This is a genomic window from Leptospira montravelensis (assembly GCF_004770045.1).
In the GTDB taxonomy this organism is placed as follows: Bacteria; Spirochaetota; Leptospiria; order Leptospirales; family Leptospiraceae; genus Leptospira_A; species Leptospira_A montravelensis.
In genome coordinates, this window is sequence record NZ_RQFO01000001.1 from 1 (window position 1) to 16,599 (window position 16,599).

The 16,599-nt window shown below is 41.0% G+C and carries 14 protein-coding genes; 5 read left to right on the plus strand and 9 right to left on the minus strand.

Annotated features, from left to right (window positions below; translation table 11 throughout):
* Positions 1 to 195 precede the first annotated feature (195 nt).
* Together EHQ31_RS00005 and EHQ31_RS00010 are read right to left on the minus strand one after the other, a co-directional pair.
* Positions 196 to 594, minus strand: a complete 399-nt coding sequence (locus EHQ31_RS00005) for a hypothetical protein (protein ID WP_135570652.1) — start codon at positions 592 to 594, stop codon at positions 196 to 198.
* A 185-nt stretch (positions 595 to 779) separates the two neighbouring features.
* The gene (locus EHQ31_RS00010) at positions 780 to 1,313 is read right to left on the minus strand and encodes a gamma carbonic anhydrase family protein (RefSeq protein ID WP_135570654.1); all 534 of its coding nucleotides are present in this window, start codon (positions 1,311 to 1,313) and stop codon (positions 780 to 782) included.
* Positions 1,314 to 1,471: 158 nt separating this feature from the next.
* Between EHQ31_RS00010 and odhB the strand changes: the two genes are divergently transcribed.
* From odhB to EHQ31_RS00025, 3 genes are read left to right on the plus strand one after another with little or no spacing between them, the layout of a single operon-like run.
* The gene (odhB, locus tag EHQ31_RS00015; RefSeq protein WP_135570656.1) at positions 1,472 to 2,695 is read left to right on the plus strand and encodes a 2-oxoglutarate dehydrogenase complex dihydrolipoyllysine-residue succinyltransferase; all 1,224 of its coding nucleotides are present in this window, start codon (positions 1,472 to 1,474) and stop codon (positions 2,693 to 2,695) included.
* Between the two features lie 8 nt (positions 2,696 to 2,703).
* Positions 2,704 to 4,110, plus strand: a complete 1,407-nt coding sequence (gene lpdA, locus EHQ31_RS00020) for a dihydrolipoyl dehydrogenase (protein WP_135570658.1) — start codon at positions 2,704 to 2,706, stop codon at positions 4,108 to 4,110.
* 34 nt (positions 4,111 to 4,144) lie between these two features.
* Entirely contained in the window at positions 4,145 to 6,913 is a 2,769-nt protein-coding gene (locus EHQ31_RS00025) for a 2-oxoglutarate dehydrogenase E1 component (protein ID WP_135570659.1), read from the plus strand.
* 199 nt (positions 6,914 to 7,112) lie between these two features.
* Here EHQ31_RS00025 and EHQ31_RS00030 read toward each other — a convergent pair whose 3' ends face one another.
* The 7 genes from EHQ31_RS00030 to EHQ31_RS00060 form a co-directional block, all read right to left on the minus strand.
* A complete protein-coding gene (locus tag EHQ31_RS00030) occupies positions 7,113 to 7,892 on the minus strand; it encodes a hypothetical protein (RefSeq protein WP_208652691.1) in 780 nt (259 codons plus the stop codon).
* Complete coding sequence (locus tag EHQ31_RS00035) at positions 7,892 to 9,013, minus strand: DegT/DnrJ/EryC1/StrS aminotransferase family protein (protein WP_135570661.1); 1,122 nt, start codon at positions 9,011 to 9,013, stop codon at positions 7,892 to 7,894. The genes EHQ31_RS00030 and EHQ31_RS00035 overlap by 1 nt, the downstream gene beginning before the upstream one ends.
* Before the next feature lie 12 nt (positions 9,014 to 9,025).
* Positions 9,026 to 9,451, minus strand: a complete 426-nt coding sequence (locus tag EHQ31_RS00040; protein WP_135570662.1) for a hypothetical protein — start codon at positions 9,449 to 9,451, stop codon at positions 9,026 to 9,028.
* Complete coding sequence (locus EHQ31_RS00045) at positions 9,448 to 10,392, minus strand: PdxA family dehydrogenase (protein WP_135570663.1); 945 nt, start codon at positions 10,390 to 10,392, stop codon at positions 9,448 to 9,450. The genes EHQ31_RS00040 and EHQ31_RS00045 overlap by 4 nt, the downstream gene beginning before the upstream one ends.
* Positions 10,393 to 10,833 carry a bactofilin family protein gene (locus tag EHQ31_RS00050; protein WP_002989231.1) on the minus strand — a complete coding sequence of 147 codons (441 nt, stop codon included), beginning with the start codon at positions 10,831 to 10,833 and terminating at the stop codon, positions 10,393 to 10,395. It abuts the gene before it with no gap.
* 67 nt (positions 10,834 to 10,900) lie between these two features.
* A complete protein-coding gene (locus EHQ31_RS00055; RefSeq protein WP_135570664.1) occupies positions 10,901 to 11,674 on the minus strand; it encodes a hypothetical protein in 774 nt (257 codons plus the stop codon).
* Position 11,675: 1 nt separating this feature from the next.
* The gene (locus EHQ31_RS00060) at positions 11,676 to 12,875 is read right to left on the minus strand and encodes an LBF_1011 family protein (RefSeq protein ID WP_135570666.1); all 1,200 of its coding nucleotides are present in this window, start codon (positions 12,873 to 12,875) and stop codon (positions 11,676 to 11,678) included.
* 48 nt (positions 12,876 to 12,923) lie between these two features.
* On the opposite strand from EHQ31_RS00060, the gene EHQ31_RS00065 reads away from it, so the two are divergent.
* Positions 12,924 to 15,191 (plus strand): lytic transglycosylase domain-containing protein, encoded by a 2,268-nt coding sequence (locus tag EHQ31_RS00065; protein WP_135570668.1) that lies wholly within the window; start codon positions 12,924 to 12,926, stop codon positions 15,189 to 15,191.
* 68 nt (positions 15,192 to 15,259) lie between these two features.
* Positions 15,260 to 16,549 carry a citrate synthase gene (locus EHQ31_RS00070; RefSeq protein WP_135570670.1) on the plus strand — a complete coding sequence of 430 codons (1,290 nt, stop codon included), beginning with the start codon at positions 15,260 to 15,262 and terminating at the stop codon, positions 16,547 to 16,549.
* Positions 16,550 to 16,599: the final 50 nt, after the last annotated feature.

Consider the following 16,599-nt stretch of genomic DNA (forward strand, 5'->3'; position numbering starts at 1 on the left):
TAAGCAAGAGGAGTGCCAGAAGCCTATGTGTCGCAGACCGAGCGAGGGCGTAAGTCCCGAAGCGAAGCGGTTAGTCGCTGTTAGGTGCAGTTGGCGGATATTTAGAATCATTAATTTCTAATTTGTTTTTGCGTTTATAAAAAATAATAAAGATATCTTTATTTTAGCTAAAGTTCTGTAATAATATTTTTAAAATTAACTTAAATTTACAATTTCATCATTTCCAAAATCACCTTCTCGCCATCCATGAAATCCGATACACATACCGTCTCCATTCGTTACAGTAACTTCATCAACTAATTTACCATTGGCTTTTTCCTCTAATTTTATAATTGTTTCTAATCTTATTGAATATTTATCATTACTTAAATTTCCTGAGACTCCGTCCCATAGCATCATCAGTCCATAAATTGCATTATCGATTCCCTCGAGTATTTTTGATTTTGTTTTTTCATCCAAAGTTTCATCAATTCTATCGATAGCATATTTTCTTACATCTTGAAATATAATAAACCCTGCTGCATGTTGAATCCATAATTCTCTAGCTCGTTTTTCATCAGGAGGATTATTAAGTTGATAATCATATGTAGCCATTCTTATTCCTTGATTTTATTCTTAGTTGCAAAAATCTAATTTATTATAAAATTTTTTTAATAGTGAGTTTAAGCCAATTGCGTCTAACGAACTATAATCGCAAGCCCATCTCCCCGCACAAGGGGGAGTAGCGGAAATCCTTTCGCTTTGCGAAAGATTGGAGCGGATCACCCGGTCCCTTTCCGTTAGGAAAGGGATGTGCCCCCAATTCCTTCCGTCCGATAATTTTCTTTGTACTTCACATAGTTGTTTGCGGTGCGGGTGATGATCTCGCGGTCTTTGTCTGTGATGTCTCGGATGATTTTGGCGGGGCTTCCCATCACAAGAACTCCCGGTGGAATTTTTTTTCCCGGAGGAACGAGAGATCCCGCGCCCACAAAAGACCATTCCCCGATCTCGACATCGTCCATAAGCATCGCGCCCATCCCCACAAAACTATGATCCCGCAAAACACAACCGTGGATGGTCGCATGGTGGCCTATAGATACATAATCTCCAATGGTGACAGGATACAAATCTCTTGCCACATGTACGAGAGTCATGTCTTGGATGTTCACATGTTTGCCAATGGTAATGGTATTTACGTCACCTCGTAACACACATTGGAACCAAATCGAGGACTCTTCCCCAATACTGACCTTTCCCAGTACATCAGCGGAGGGTGCCACCCAGGCCGTTGGGTGGAGGGAAGGTGTATGGCCTTGAAACGTTCGGATCATACCTGCTACACAAAGGCGGCCAAACTGAAACTCAAGGTCTTTTCGTTTTTTCCGCTTGCGTTTTTACCTTCCGACAAGTTACCGTAGTCTTAGATTCAAATGGGATCTCACTCCTCAAAAACGCTATTTTTCTCTAAAAACCTGCTAAGGAACATTTCATGGCAATAGATATCAAAGTCCCCGAGATGGGGGAATCCGTAACCGAAGCTACCATTAGTGCTTGGACCAAAAAAGAAGGCGATGCCGTAAAAGTAGACGAAGTGCTCGCTATTTTAGAAACAGACAAAGTCTCATTAGAGATTCCTGCTCCCACTTCTGGGGTTTTGAAATCCATCACCAAAAAGGTGGGGGATGTGGTGCATGTGCGTGATATCATGGGTACCATCGAAGAAGGTGCTGTGGCATCCGCTCCTGCGAGTTCCAGTGCCCCTGCTCCCAAAGCAGAAGCACCTGCAGCCCAACCTAACACGGGCAAAGTGAATGAGGAACTTCCTCCTGCGGCTCGTAAACTTATCGAAGAAAATAAGTTAGATGCCTCTAAAATTACAGGAACCGGTCGCAACGGACAAATCACTAAAGAAGACGTCATTCTTTTTATGGAAAAAGGTGGTGCCAGTGCCTCTGCTCCTAAAGCAGCTTCCCCAGAAATTCCAAAAGCAGTTGTGGTTTCCGCAAATGCGGGTCCGAGAGAAACTGTAGTACCAATGACAAAACTTCGCCAAACGATTGCGAATCGGCTTGTCAATGCTCAACATACGGCGGCCATCCTCACAACGTTCAACGAAGTGGATATGTCTCCGATTATGGAACTTCGCAATAAATACAAAGACAAGTTCAAAGAAACTCACGGTGTGGGTCTTGGGTTCATGTCACTGTTTACCAAAGCTGCGGTTGCGGCATTAAAAGCCTATCCTGCGATTAATGCAGAAATTCGCGGAACAGACATCGTCTACAAAAACTTCTATGATATCGGAGTGGCTGTGGGTGGACCAAAAGGTCTTGTGGTTCCGATTGTGCGTAACGCCGACTTACTCAGTTTTGCTGGTGTGGAACAAGAGATCGCAAGGCTTGCCGGCAAAGTGAAAGACGGAAAAATTTCTCTCGAAGATATGGAGGGCGGAACTTTCTCCATCTCCAACGGGGGTGTGTATGGATCGATGATGTCGACACCAATCCTTAACCCTCCACAATCGGGAATCCTTGGTATGCACAATATCGTCAAACGCGCGGTAGTTGTGAATGACCAAATTGTGATTCGTCCAATGATGTATCTGGCTCTATCTTACGACCATAGAATTGTAGATGGAAAGGAAGCAGTTCAGTTCCTTGTGAAAATTAAAGAAATGGTAGAGGACCCAACAAGGCTCCTCTTCGAGGTATAGGCACGAATATGGAACAATATGATATCGTTGTCATTGGTGCAGGCCCTGGTGGGTATGTGGCTGCGGTTCGCGCAGCCCAACTCGGGAAAAAAGTAGCCATCATTGAAAAAAGAAAAACTCTCGGGGGGACTTGTCTCAACGTAGGTTGTATCCCTTCCAAAGCTCTTCTCGATTCTTCTGAAGAATATCACAAAACAAAACACAAATTAGCGGATCACGGAATCTCCGTGAAAGATGTCAAAATAGACATCGCTAAAATGATGGCTCGCAAAGACAAAGTGGTGAGCGAAGTGACATCAGGTGTCGACTACCTGATGAAAAAAAACAAAATCACTCGTTACCTAGGTCACGCGAGTTTTGTTTCTAAAACAGAAATTTCTATTACCTCAGAAGATGGAAAAAAAGAAACCATCTCTGGAACGAATATCATCATTGCTACCGGATCGACTCCGATTGAAATCCCTCCCCTTCCTGTGGATGGAAAAAATATAGTGACCTCGGACCATGCGATTGCACTAGACTCTGTTCCCGAACACCTAATCATTGTAGGTGCGGGAGTGATCGGGCTCGAACTCGGATCGGTATGGTTACGACTTGGTGCAAAAGTCACAGTGGTGGAACTCATGCCACGACTTTTCGGAACCGCTGACCAAGCGATGGCTTCCCTTGCCGAAAGACTATTAACACAGCAAGGAATCAACTTTCTCTTTGAAACCAAAGTCCATGGTGCCAAGGTCAAAGGCAAAAAAGTAGAAGTCGAAATCGAAGGCAAAGACGGCAAAAAATCCATTCTCGAAGGAGACAAGGTTCTTGTTTCCATTGGTCGCCGCCCCAACACAGACGGACTTGGTGCCAAAGAAATTGGTGTCGAGATGACAGACCGTGGTCGTGTCAAAGTGGAACTCAACAAATTCCAAACCAATGTTCCTAATATTTATGCCATTGGTGATGTGGTGGACGGACCCATGCTTGCTCACAAAGCAGAAGACGAAGGGATAGCCGTTGCCGAACTCATTTGTGGTAAGTATGGCCATGTAAATTACAAAGCCATTCCTTGGATCGTTTACACTTGGCCCGAAGTGGCTTGGGTGGGACAGGGCGAAGAAGAACTAAAAGCCAAAGGCATCGAATACAAAGTGGGTAAGTACATGTTCAAACCCAATGCTCGTGCCAAAGCCATGAACGAAACCGATGGACAGGTAAAAGTCATTGCCGACAAAAAAACGGACAAACTCCTAGGGATTTATATCGTAGGTCCTAGGGCCTCGGACATGATTGCAGAAGCGGCGATTGCTTTTGAATTTGGTGCCAGTGCAGAAGACATTGCTCGTTCTACACATGCCCATCCTACTCTTTCTGAAGTACTTCGGGAAGCGGCGATGGATGCTGATGCGAAATGGTCCATCCATTCGTAGATTAACTGTTGTTTTGTTGTTTTAGGGAGAGAATATGACAACCGACCAGATGATGAGTTTATACGGCGATAACGTCGTATTATTGGAAGAGTATTACAAACAATTTAAAGAAGATCCTCAGAGTTTGTCAAAAGACTGGATCGACTTTTTTGGAGAACTAGAAAGGTCATCCGTTTCCGGAAACGGATCCAATGGAAATGGATTTGGTGGAAATGGATACGTAAATTATGCATCCACCGAACACAGAAAAGATTCTTCACTCAGCGACTTCGGGATCATCAACCTTCTCAATGCTTATAGAAGGCAAGGTCATTTAGCGGCTAACCTCGATCCACTCGGAATCAACAAACCAAACCGCGAATTCATCGATCTCAAAATCGGAGCACTCAAACAGAGTGACTTAGAAACAGAAGTGGATTCTGGAATTGCCAACCTAGGGAAAGCAAAACTAAAAGATGTAATCGATTGGTTTGAAAAAACCTATTGCGGATCAATCGGTTGTGAACACTACTATCTTGTCAATGATGAAGAACGGGAGTGGTTACAAAACCGAATGGAACCGCTTGCCAACAACGAACCCATTAGCAAAAAGACCGCCTTACGTTTGTTTGAAAAACTATACCAAGCTGATAGTTTTGAAAACTTCCTCGCCAAAAAATTCGTAGGGAAAAAACGATTTTCTCTCGAAGGTGGGGAAACCATGATCCCTATGCTCGATACCCTTGTGGAAGAAGCGGGGGGGCATAAAATGGATGCCCTTGTGATCGGGATGGCACATAGAGGACGACTCAATGTGCTTGTGAATATCATCCGTAAACCAGCAGGCCTTATTTTTGCTGAGTTCGAAGAAAAACTAAACCCAGGCCAACTCGGTTATGCGGACGTAAAATACCATCTTGGTTATTCCAACCATGTCATGACTCATTACGGGAAAGAAGTCAAACTCTCCCTTGCTTTCAACCCTTCTCACTTAGAAGCCGTAGACCCAGTGATTTTTGGATCGGTTCGGGCTCGCCAAGAAATGGCAAAGGATATGGACCGTTCTAAATTTATGCCAGTGGCCATCCACGGGGATGCAGCGTTTGCGGGCCAAGGAGTGGTGGCAGAAACTCTCAACATGATGAACCTAGATGGTTATACAGTGGGTGGAACTTTCCACATTGTGATCAATAACCAAATTGGATTCACCACTCTCCCAAGTGAATCTAGATCTACTTTGTATGCAACAGATCTTGCTAAAGGTTTCCAAGTTCCCATTTTCCACGTAAATGGAGATGATCCGGAAGCTACTTACCGAGTCACAAAACTTGCGTTAGAATATCGTCAAAAATTCAAAAAAGATGTGATCATCGATTTAATTTGTTACAGAAGGCTTGGTCACAACGAAACAGACGAACCAACTTTTACACAACCACAGATGTATGACATCATCAAAAAACATCCAAAAACAATCTCCATTTATGAAGAGAAGTTATTAAAACGTGGTGATATCACACAAGAAGAAATCCAGTTCATTAAAGATGGAATCCTACAAGGTCTGGAAACTTCCTTCCAACAAGCCAAAGAAAAAGACACTCGTATCACTGTCGATACACTTGGTGGAGTATGGTCAAGATACACGAAAGAACCGTTGGATTCAGATGTACATACTGAACTTCTCCAACAACAGTTAGGTGGGATCGTAAAAGCAGTGACCACTCTTCCCGAAGGTTTTACAGCCAATCCAAAACACATTAAAGTATTGGAAGATCGTAAAAAAATGGGTGCTGGAGAACTTCCAATCGATTGGGGTTTTGCGGAATCACTTTCCTTTGGTTCCATTTTGGAAAATGGATTTCCCATTCGACTTGGGGGACAAGATGCACAAAGAGGAACTTTCTCTCATAGACATGCCACTCTTTCTGACATTGCCAATGGGAAAAAACTCACTCTCCTCAACCATATCAGTGATAAACAAGCAAAGATAGAGATCGTAAACTCCTCTCTATCTGAATATTCATGTTTAGGATTTGAGTATGGGTATTCCCTTGCGGATCCAAGTAGTCTTGTGATGTGGGAAGCTCAATTTGGAGACTTTGCAAACAACGCTCAGGTGATTTTTGACCAATTCATTTCCAGTTCCGAAATCAAATGGCAAAGGATGTCTGGTCTTGTTTGTTTACTCCCACATGGATATGAAGGACAAGGTCCAGAACACTCTTCGGCAAGACTCGAACGTTTCCTCCAACTTTGTGCTCTTGATAATATCCAAGTGGCAAACCTAACCACACCGGCACAGTATTTCCATATACTACGTCGACAGATCCTCCAAAGTTTTAGAAAACCACTCATCATCATGACACCGAAGTCTCTACTTCGTTTGAAAGATGCAGCTTCTAGTTTGGAAGACATCACAACTGGGGCTTTTAGAAAGATCCTTCCTGATCCAGTCGCAAAACCAGAAAAAGTGGAGAAGTTACTTTTCTGTTCTGGAAAAGTATATTACGACCTACGAAAAGCTATTGATGCACAAAAATTGGAAAACGTAGCAGTGGTTCGTATCGAACAACTCTATCCGTTTCCAGAAAACCATATCAAACAAATGATTACCAGTTACGGAAAATTGAAAAAATTTGTATGGGTGCAAGAAGAGCCAAAAAACCAAGGTGCTTGGTTCTTTGTAAGAGACCGAATCGAAGCAGTGATGCCGGAAAACAAACGCCTGCATTACGCTGGTCGTTCCGAGTTCCCAAGTCCTGCTTGTGGACACGTAGTCACACACTTAAAAGAACAAGAAGATTTAGTGAAGGATGCATTGTCTTAAACAAACACCAAGCGGTTTAGGAACGTTTGTTACCACTCTGTAAAGTTTTGAAAACCGCTTCTTATTTGTTGCCAAACTAAAATAAAAAACCCCAAGTAAAATTGGGGTTTTTTATTTTGTTTCCTTAAAAAATTCTTCTCCTACTCCATGAGCAGAGTATCCCATTTGCTTTTACCCAAGTTTGGGGAGAATGATTTGATTAAGGGTTTTGTTCCGAAGCAGTCAAAGACTCTAGTGAACCACTTAAGATTCCTTTTGTAGTGACTACATCATAATCATATACATGAAGTTTGATGTTTGGTTCGGGGAGTTTTTTCCTGATATTTTTTAGTTGTGGTTCCGGATTTTTTCCCAAAATCAAAGTTAGGTGGTTTTTCAAAGAATTAAAAAGTAATTTTCTAAAATGGTACCCTTGTGGTAACACAGAATCCAATTTATTCGTTTCTGGATCAAAGAGGAATACAAATTTGTGGTCTTTGTAATTGAGCACTCCATCCAAATTGCTATCTTCAGTTACTGCAAAGATCAAAAGTTTTTTTTCAATTTGTAAGACATCTTCTTTGGGATCATCAATGGTGTTGGCCACTGATTTTTTAGAAAACTCTCCCACAAAAAAATCCCAAATGTATACATCATGAGAAAAAAGTTTTTGAACCTTCCCATCCTTTAAACTGATCGAATATAAATTTCTTGCGTGAGTTAAGATCCCATCGGGTCCAAACCCACCAGATTCTGTTACAAGTCCATGTGGGTAAATGAAGTATTGTTTCCAATAGATCTTCCCGTTCCCGTCTTCTAAATCCAAACGATCCGAAGGTTCTGGAGTATTATCTTTATTGTCTTTTTCTTTAGACTCGGGAGTTTCTACTGTGACTTCATACCCATCATCATAGAGGCGCCAACTCTTAGACAAACTAAAAGTTAACACCGCCAAAATGAGTAAAAAGAATAAAAATACTCCGACCCTAAACTTTTCCATTATTTGTTAGCGTTATACGCTTTTATAGCACTAAACACTTCATCAAGCTCCGAATCTGTCATATAAGCAAACAGAGGGAAGTTAAGAACTGATTTGGAAATCCTACGAGCATTCCCATCTTTTCCAAAACGTTCGACTAGATATGGTTTTGCACCTGGCTGGTCGGACATAGCTCCTGGATAAATATTCCCAAATCCAATTCCTTTTTCTTTTAAAACCGCTTCGATTTTTGGACGGACTTCAGGGTCCACCAAAGTCACGTTACAGTATCCGTTTTCCTCATATCCTTTTGGAGGTTTGATGACACCAATCCCAAGACCCGGTAATTCTTTATAATAGACATCTTGTGATTTTTTACGTGAATCAATGCGAGCTTGCAGATGTTTTAAAGATAAATTTAAAAATGCCGCTTGCAGGGAGTCAAGTCTTGAGTTCCAACCCACTAGTCCGTGTTCGTAATGAGAAGTGCGTCCGTGGTTGACAAGCCTACGTGTGATAACCGATAATTCTTCATCGTTAGTGAATACTGCACCACCGTCTCCAGCAGCACCTAACACCTTCGCAGGATAAAAGGAAGTGGTTGAGATCAGAGCTTCTTTATATAAAGACTTTCCATTATGTTTTACACCAAAACATTGTGCCCCATCTTCAATGAGAGCCACGTTTTTTTCTTTGCAAAACTTTCGAAGGTCTTCAATGTTTGCTGTTCCCCAGCCGTATAAATGGACAACAAGGGCCGCTTTCGGTTTTACTTTTTCGACAGCTTCCTTAAAAACTTGGAAGTCCATTTGTAAGTCTGTAGGATTGGTATCTACAGTATAAGGATCTCCACCCACATTCACAACGGCTTCAAAAGTTGCCCAGAATGTTGAGTCCGGTAACAAAACCTTATCCCCACGACCTACTCCCACAGCTCGAAGAGCCAATTGTAATGCGTCAGTTCCATTGGCACAACCAATGGCATACTTTGTCTCTGCCCAAGAAGCAAGACTTGTTTCCAAATCGGTCACTTCGTTTCCACCGATGAACTGTGCGTTCAAAGACATGGACTTTACTTTTTCATTCCAGGTGTCCAAAAATCCTGGTTCAAATCGTTTGATATCTATAAATGGAACTGCCATTGTATGCCCTTTTTATTTACTTATTGTGAAAACTTGATGAAGCCAACCGTTGAACTCTTTGGAATACATTGTCCAAAGAAAAAATAAAGCCCAATACAGAACCGTCCCATAGGCAAGTGCTGGGATCAAGGTTTTACTTAAATTATTGGATGCGGAATAATAAATACGAATGAGAACTAGGGGCCATAAAAAGAATAAAAATACATAAATGGAATTTCCCATTGCCGAAATCCAAGTTAAAACCTCTGCTTTTGGATTTTCTTTCCAACGAGCCACCCCTTCCCAAAATTCGGGAAAAAATTGGACCAAATAAAAACAAAACACCAGGAAGAAAAAAAACTTCCAATGAGATTCTAAATCTCTCCGGAAAAGAGTGAGAAGAAGCCCCACAAACCAAATAAATAGAACCGGAAAGGCAAGGACTTCCAATAGTGTCATGGCTTTATTTTTGTATTCTCCGTGAGTCGTTCTAAACAGGAAATGAGTCCTGTGGGATCACTAATGCCCTTACCGGCAATGTCAAAGGCAGTTCCGTGGTCAGGGGACACACGGGTAAAATCCAGTCCTAAGGTTATGTTCACTCCCTTTTTCCCTTCAAGCAATTTAAATGGAATGAGTCCTTGGTCATGATATCCTGCCAAATACAAATCGTAAGTTTTTGCCCCTGGCAAAAAAGCAGAATCGGCGGACAGTGGACCTTCTACAGAATACTTAGCTTTTTTTAAGATTTTGGCACCAACAGCAAGTAGGGTCGATTCCTCGTCCCCAATCTTTCCCCCTTCTCCGGCATGGGGATTTAGGCCCAAATAAGCAATTTTGGGATTTTTTAAAAAGCGAGAACTTGTCATTGCCTTTGCCAATTCTTTCCAAGAAAACTTTTTTAATTCTTTCACCACATCTTTCAAAGGCACATGGGTGGTTAAGGGAATGACATTGAGTTTTTCCCCACTCATCATCATAAACGTAGGTCGTTTATAAAATTCAGCCAAAGTTTCTGTATGGCCCCGAAATCCTTTGATCCCTGCTTTTTGTACCCACTCTTTGGAAAGAGGCAAAGTGATGAGGTCAGCTCCGAGTTCTTTTTGCGCATCCATTGCAGCCAAAAGCGAATCATAGGCCATTTTTCCAGAGCTCGCAGAAGGTTTTCCTAAAACAAAGGAACGAGTTTTTTTAGAATCTGACCAAGTAAGTGAATAAAATCCTGGTTCAGCACTGGGTTTTGTAAGGTTTGGGAGAGAAGGAACTGTGATGTTGTGGGGCCCGCGCACAAGATAAATGCGGTGGTGTTTCCCCAAAGCTAACAATTGTGGGAAGGCAGAAACTACAAGTTCGTAGTTGATACTTGTTGGATCGCCTTCCGAAATCAGAATGGTTTTCAATTATTCTTTTGCGTTTGGTTGTTTCCCAAAAATCTTCTCAACACTTAAGGAATCTTTTGAGTATTCCAATTCAATTAGGTCTTTGGCACTGTGTTTTAGGTCGTTGGAAATCATACAACGTCCTTCCAAAATCACCCCGTTTTGGATGATAAGCTCTGGGGTTTTGATATCTCCCAAGATTTTAGAGGTAGGAAGGAGCATCACACGGTTTCTGGCAGTGACGTTTCCGGCAACAATTCCCTCTACGATGACACTGGCAGCAGTGATGTTGGTTTTGACCTTTCCTGTAACACCAATGTAGAGGTGTTCGGCCTGGAGGGATTTCCCCTCGAATTTACCGTCAATTTTTAAGGATCCATTGATGAAGAATTTACCATTGAAGTAAGAATTCTCACCAATCGTTGAATTGGTAACTTCGGTCTGATTTTTGACTAATGCCATGCTGTTACGAGTCCGTTATTGTGATTTTTCACAGTGTGCGTTTCCCCCCGGGAATGAAAAGGTTTTTTTAACCTCTAAAAGACGGGAGTCGAATCAAATCACAAGCCTCTTCCGCAAATTCTTGAAATTCACGGAGCCCTTCCATGATGGATCGACCTTCCAAAACCGTGGCCTTTTCAAAACGTGGATTGAATTTGATAGGTTCTTCCATGTTCATGATCACGTTTACCCCATCTTTGATGTCCTTATTCACCGCCGTGAGGAAATCTCGAAATTTACCCAAAGTTTCAAAAGATTCCGCTATAAATATTCGAGATTGTTTATTTTTCATTCGAGATAGCTGCTCACGAAACTCTTGTTTGTCGGCAGCTGCATATTCTTCGATTGTCTCAACAAGGATCTTCATATTTCTACGTAAGTTCTCCATATATTTGAGAACTGAATCCCTTTCTGTAGCATGAGAATAATCAAATTTGATATGACCATCTCCAAGGATAGGAATGTATTCCAAATCCATAATATTCACAAGTGTGCCAATTTGATTGATTTCACTATCATTCGAATTGGGAGAGACTTTCATCACCGGATATTGAGAAATGACTTTGTGTTTGAGGTTCTCTGGGTTTTCCTCTCTTGTTTTTGCATTCCGCATGGTCTGCTCTAAATTATCAGGAATTCCTTCAGGGGATACCTCTTGCATCCTACGCCTATAACGTTCAATGTCGAAGGCAACTCGTTCCTTTTGCAGATCATTTTTTGCATTTCTTTCAATTTTCTCCAAATTCCTTAGCATTTTCTGCAATTTGGAGAGTTCCATAATCTGTTCTTGGGTTAGTGGCATCTTACATCCAACCTTCTGGAATATGGATCGATTCACCAGAGGCAACTAATGACCGTTCAATGGAAGATCCTAAAATTTCATCCCCTTTTTGTTTTAAAACACGCCAATATAAATTAAGAGCTAAAGGTAAATACTTAAGCCTACCAGCTTTTTTATAAAATTGTAAAAACTTATCGTTTTCCTTTTTCACAAAATAGATACAAGCCAATTGTAAATTGATAAAATACGAATAGGGTTTGAGAATGAGTTCTTTTTTTAGTCCTTCTTCAAATCTTTCACCTTCATTACGAAATCTTACCACGGTTTCGACAAATGGATCCATTTGGTGAGTGAGTTCATAACCGAATCCATCACCATAAGTCCAATCTCCACGTAAACTTGTTTCCAACTCTTCTCTGTATAAAACAAATTCCTCATCTGAAAAGTAACGTTTAGCATAACGCAAAGCAAAAGACGCAGGAATTTTTCCAAGAGAAATGGAACGGAACTTTCCTTTTTCCCAATCATCCCACTCTGCATAAAAACCAATGATAAATTTCCAGAACCTAAATGTTTCTTCTCCGGTAAACCATCCGGTTTCGATGGCATGAAACAGAACTCCAGAGATTTGCCACTGAGAATCTAAAGTTAAGGCATCGGTGAGCGTTTTAAAATCTAAAACTTCCCTGTTTCCTTTTGCATATTCAACTAACATATGCAATATGGAGTTTTCGAATGGGATTTCAGAATTTTCCCAACCAAGTAAAAATAAAAACCGACGATTGTCTTCAGTTTGGCCAAAGAATTCCTTGGTTTTGAGCACCCAGTTGCGAAACTTGAGGATTTCACCTGCATACAAAAGTCCAAACCCAATGAGTTCCCAATCTTCTCTTTCCATTTCTTCAAAATCCCGATTTTGGCAAATTTCCCAAATTTGGTCCAAGGATTCTTTAGGAAAAGAGGATGGGGTAAAAAGTTGTGGGTCTCGAAATCGATTAGCGGTTTCATTTTCCCCTAAAATGGAACAAAGGCTGAACCCCCCGGAAAAATCGGTCGATAAATAATAGAGATAGTTTGCAAAACGAGACTGATTGCCCGAAAAAAAGGCACGAAGGATAGGCCAAAGTTCATTCAGACTGGCCTTTTTTGGAATCACAGGCCCAGGGTGGAATTCAATCCGATATTCCGGCCATTGCAGTTTGTATTCTGTTTGTAAGCTCATAAGGAGAGGAACCTTCCCTCTCTAAATTCGTAATCATAGGAAGTATGCATGAGGCATTTTTGGTTAGCAAGTAGAATTCTTCTCTTTTTCACAACATCCCTATTTGCGGAAACTGACCTTCAATATTTAATTAAATCCCACCAATGGGGACAAATCGAAAACCACTTTCGAAATACAAATCCTTCTCGGGAAAGTGAAGTATATAGCCTTATTGAATTCCATGAAAAAGCACCTAACGGTGACAAGGAGAAACGATTTCGGTATTTGATTTCTCTTGTGCGCGGAGTTTTTGTCACAGAATCCTCAGAAGAAGAAGTAAAAAAAATTCTGACACAAACCATGCCCTTCCAAACCACACTATTTAAACTCAGTTATTGGAAGTTGTACACAGAAATTACACAAAAAAATTACCTTACACCCGCCGAACGAATCCAATTTTTAAATCGATTGAATTTAGAAGAAGATCCCATTTGTCGTAGGTTACTGGATGAACTGGTTCGTCTTCTTGCGGCAAACAACCAATGGAAAGATATTTTAGATAAAATTAATTCTATCCAAGAATCGCACAGAAGATACCTTCTCACAGGCGATACACAATATAGATACGGGAAAGCAAAACTTATATTAGGTGATGAAAAGGGTGCAGTTGAGGAATGGCTGAATTGCCTACAAAGAGATGGACTTTCAGATTCTACCGTACAGATGATTGCCGCAGATTGGTCGAAATACAAAGGATCGGGAAGTATTTTGCAACTGGCTCCTTCTGAGCTCACTCTCTTATTGCCAGCGATTAACAATAATGACAAAGAAGCTTTGTTTCGCACAAGGCCAGAACTTTTTTCCACAAGACTTGCCTATTATGAAGGTTTCAGACACCTCACTTCTGTATTAACCAAAACGGGAAAAATAAACGAACTTTTTAGAGTTTTACGAACTAACAAAACCTTTGTGGATATGGATTCCTCATGGATTGTGAGTTTGTCTGACATTTTATACCAACAAAACAAATTCCAAAATGCGATTGAACTTTTAAAAACATTTCCAGGAAAAGATGCGGGTTATTACCGAGTTCTTGCCGCCACATACGATCGATTAGGTGACCGAGAATTATATTTTGAAAACTTAGTTTTATATTTAGGAAAATATCCATTTAATCTTTTTTACCAAGATCGGCTTATCGAATACCTAGTGGATCGCAAAGGTGAAAATTCCAACTATGCCCCACTAACAAAATTTGAAAGAGCCCTTGCCGAAATTCCCAACTTACCTGTAAAAGGCCGGCTCGTGTATTGGTATTTACGATCCCTTAAAGAAAGTGGGGATATAGAAAAGTTAAAAAAAGAACTAAAAAGGTATTATTTCCTTTGTCCAGGATCCTATTACACAAGAGTCATCCGTGAAGAATTTTTATCTTTCATCAAAGAAGGAAATAAACCAGACAATCCAACATACAACAAAGAATATTTATTTGAATATTTATCTTATACCGCAGGAATTCCGGAAGAATCCTATGCACTCCTAGGAAGAAACTTAGGGTTTGCTTATCCGAAAGATTCCTATGAACTAGGAAACAAACTGGGAGGAATGAGCTCAAGGATCCAAGGCCATAAACTTTTGAATCTCGCCAAAGAATACTTTCGCGTGGGTGAGGATAGTTTGGGGCTTAATCTTGTTAACTTTCACGTAAAACGAGAAAATCTTTCCGAGGAAGAAAAAGATGAAATTCTGGTGGGGATCGGAGACCTCACATATAACACTTATTATACTGCTTTTCACACAAGGTCATTATTAAAAAGACATCTCATCCCAGATGATCCCATACTTTTACCCACTTCCCTCTCCACGAGAATTTTTCCAAGACCCCACCAAAGTATTGTCTCTCGTTACGCGCAGGAAAATGATATCTCCGAAGATAAGGTGTATGCATTAATGCGCCAAGAATCCTTCTTTAAAGAAACAGCGACTTCCAGATCTAATGCCCGAGGCCTAATGCAAATTATGCCCGCCACCGGAAAAGAATTGGCAACGCGAATGGGAATCACCTCCTATTCTCTCTATGAGCCCGAAACTTCCATTCGTTTGGGGACAAAATTTCTGGCCTACCTTTTGAAATCCAATGGAAATGAATTAAAATGGGCTTCGATCGCGTATAACGGTGGACCGGGGAATTTACGCAAATGGAAGAAGTCAGTCTATACCGGTGATTTTAACCATTTTTTGGAAGACCTACCTTACAAAGAATCGAGAGATTACTGTCGCATCGTGGTTTCGAATTTCTACGCATATGACATCATGAAAAAATACCATAAGTTGTAAAAAATGGCTTTTCCCCACCCTTTCCCCTGTCTATCCTTTGAAATAGACAGAGATATACAGGAGAAGATATGTCCGAAAAGGCAATTCTGAAAGTGGATGGGAAAGAGTACGAACTTCCGATTTTAGTAGGAAGTGAAGACGAGAAGGCAATTGATATTACTAAACTCCGCCAATTGTCAGGTTATGTTACGATTGATTCCGGTTATTTAAATACAGGTGCTTGCACCAGTGAAATTACTTTTCTTGATGGAGAAAAAGGAATCCTTCGTTACCGAGGAATCCCGATCGAAGATTTGGCTGCAAAGTCTACCTTCACCGAAGTGGCATATTTACTTATCTATGGTAAACTTCCAAACGATGCCCAACTAAAAGAATGGAATAGTTCCATCACCAAACATACTATGATCCACGAGGATCTCAAACGCCTGTTCAACGGTTTTCCAAAAGATGGACACCCAATGGCGATCATGTCTTGTATGATGGGATGTTTGTCTACATACTACCAAGATAGTTACGATCCAATGAATGAGGAACATAGAGAAATTTCTATCATTCGTTTGCTCGCAAAATTCCCGACGATTGCAGCTTACGCATATAAAAAATCCATCGGCCAACCAATCATTCATCCACTCAATGAATTAGATTATGCATCTAACTTCATGAATATGATGTTTGCAGTTCCAGCAGAAGATTATCATATCGATCCAGAAATTGTTTCTGCACTTAACTTACTTCTCATCCTGCACGCAGACCACGAACAAAACTGTTCTACATCTACTGTGCGTTTGGTGGGATCATCTCTGGCTAACCTCTATGGGGCAATTTCTGCAGGAATTCTTGCTCTCTGGGGACCACGTCACGGTGGTGCCAACCAAGAAGTTTTGGAAATGTTAGAAGGAATTAAAAAGAGCGGGCTTTCTGTGAAAAAAATCGTAGAACAAGCCAAAGACAAAAATTCCAGTTTCCGATTGAATGGATTTGGTCACCGTGTTTACAAAAACTTTGACCCACGTGCGAAAATCATCAAAGGTGCTTGTGATAAAGTCCTAAACAAACTAGGAATCAAAGATCCACTTCTTGACATTGCCAAAGAATTGGAAGAAGCAGCTCTCAACGATCCGTATTTTGTAGAAAGAAAACTTTATCCAAACGTTGACTTCTACTCAGGGATCATCTACCGCGCGTTAGGAATTCCTACCAATATGTTTACAGTGATGTTTGCTATGGGAAGACTTCCTGGTTGGATTGCACAATGGAAAGAGATGATCGAAGATCCAAGTTTAAAGATTGGCCGCCCACGCCAAATTTACACTGGTCCACAAGAGATCTCTTACGAAGCAGCAAAAAAACAGGCGTAAGGCCAAATCGAAACAGGACAAGGGTGAATCGCCCTTGTCCAAATCCATCC

Excerpts from the sequence above, each read along its gene's own strand:
- EHQ31_RS00060 (WP_135570666.1), bottom strand. The coding sequence starts at position 12,875 with ATGAGCTTACAAACAGAATACAAACTGCAATGGCCGGAATATCGGATT.
- EHQ31_RS00030 (WP_208652691.1), bottom strand. The coding sequence starts at position 7,892 with ATGGAAAAGTTTAGGGTCGGAGTATTTTTATTCTTTTTACTCATTTTG.
- EHQ31_RS00010 (WP_135570654.1), bottom strand. The coding sequence starts at position 1,313 with ATGATCCGAACGTTTCAAGGCCATACACCTTCCCTCCACCCAACGGCC.
- EHQ31_RS00005 (WP_135570652.1), bottom strand. The coding sequence starts at position 594 with ATGGCTACATATGATTATCAACTTAATAATCCTCCTGATGAAAAACGA.
- EHQ31_RS00050 (WP_002989231.1), bottom strand. The coding sequence starts at position 10,833 with ATGGCATTAGTCAAAAATCAGACCGAAGTTACCAATTCAACGATTGGT.
- EHQ31_RS00040 (WP_135570662.1), bottom strand. The coding sequence starts at position 9,451 with ATGACACTATTGGAAGTCCTTGCCTTTCCGGTTCTATTTATTTGGTTT.
- EHQ31_RS00025 (WP_135570659.1), top strand. The coding sequence starts at position 4,145 with ATGACAACCGACCAGATGATGAGTTTATACGGCGATAACGTCGTATTA.
- EHQ31_RS00070 (WP_135570670.1), top strand. The coding sequence starts at position 15,260 with ATGTCCGAAAAGGCAATTCTGAAAGTGGATGGGAAAGAGTACGAACTT.
- EHQ31_RS00055 (WP_135570664.1), bottom strand. The coding sequence starts at position 11,674 with ATGCCACTAACCCAAGAACAGATTATGGAACTCTCCAAATTGCAGAAA.
- lpdA (WP_135570658.1), top strand. The coding sequence starts at position 2,704 with ATGGAACAATATGATATCGTTGTCATTGGTGCAGGCCCTGGTGGGTAT.
- EHQ31_RS00035 (WP_135570661.1), bottom strand. The coding sequence starts at position 9,013 with ATGGCAGTTCCATTTATAGATATCAAACGATTTGAACCAGGATTTTTG.
- odhB (WP_135570656.1), top strand. The coding sequence starts at position 1,472 with ATGGCAATAGATATCAAAGTCCCCGAGATGGGGGAATCCGTAACCGAA.
- EHQ31_RS00065 (WP_135570668.1), top strand. The coding sequence starts at position 12,924 with ATGAGGCATTTTTGGTTAGCAAGTAGAATTCTTCTCTTTTTCACAACA.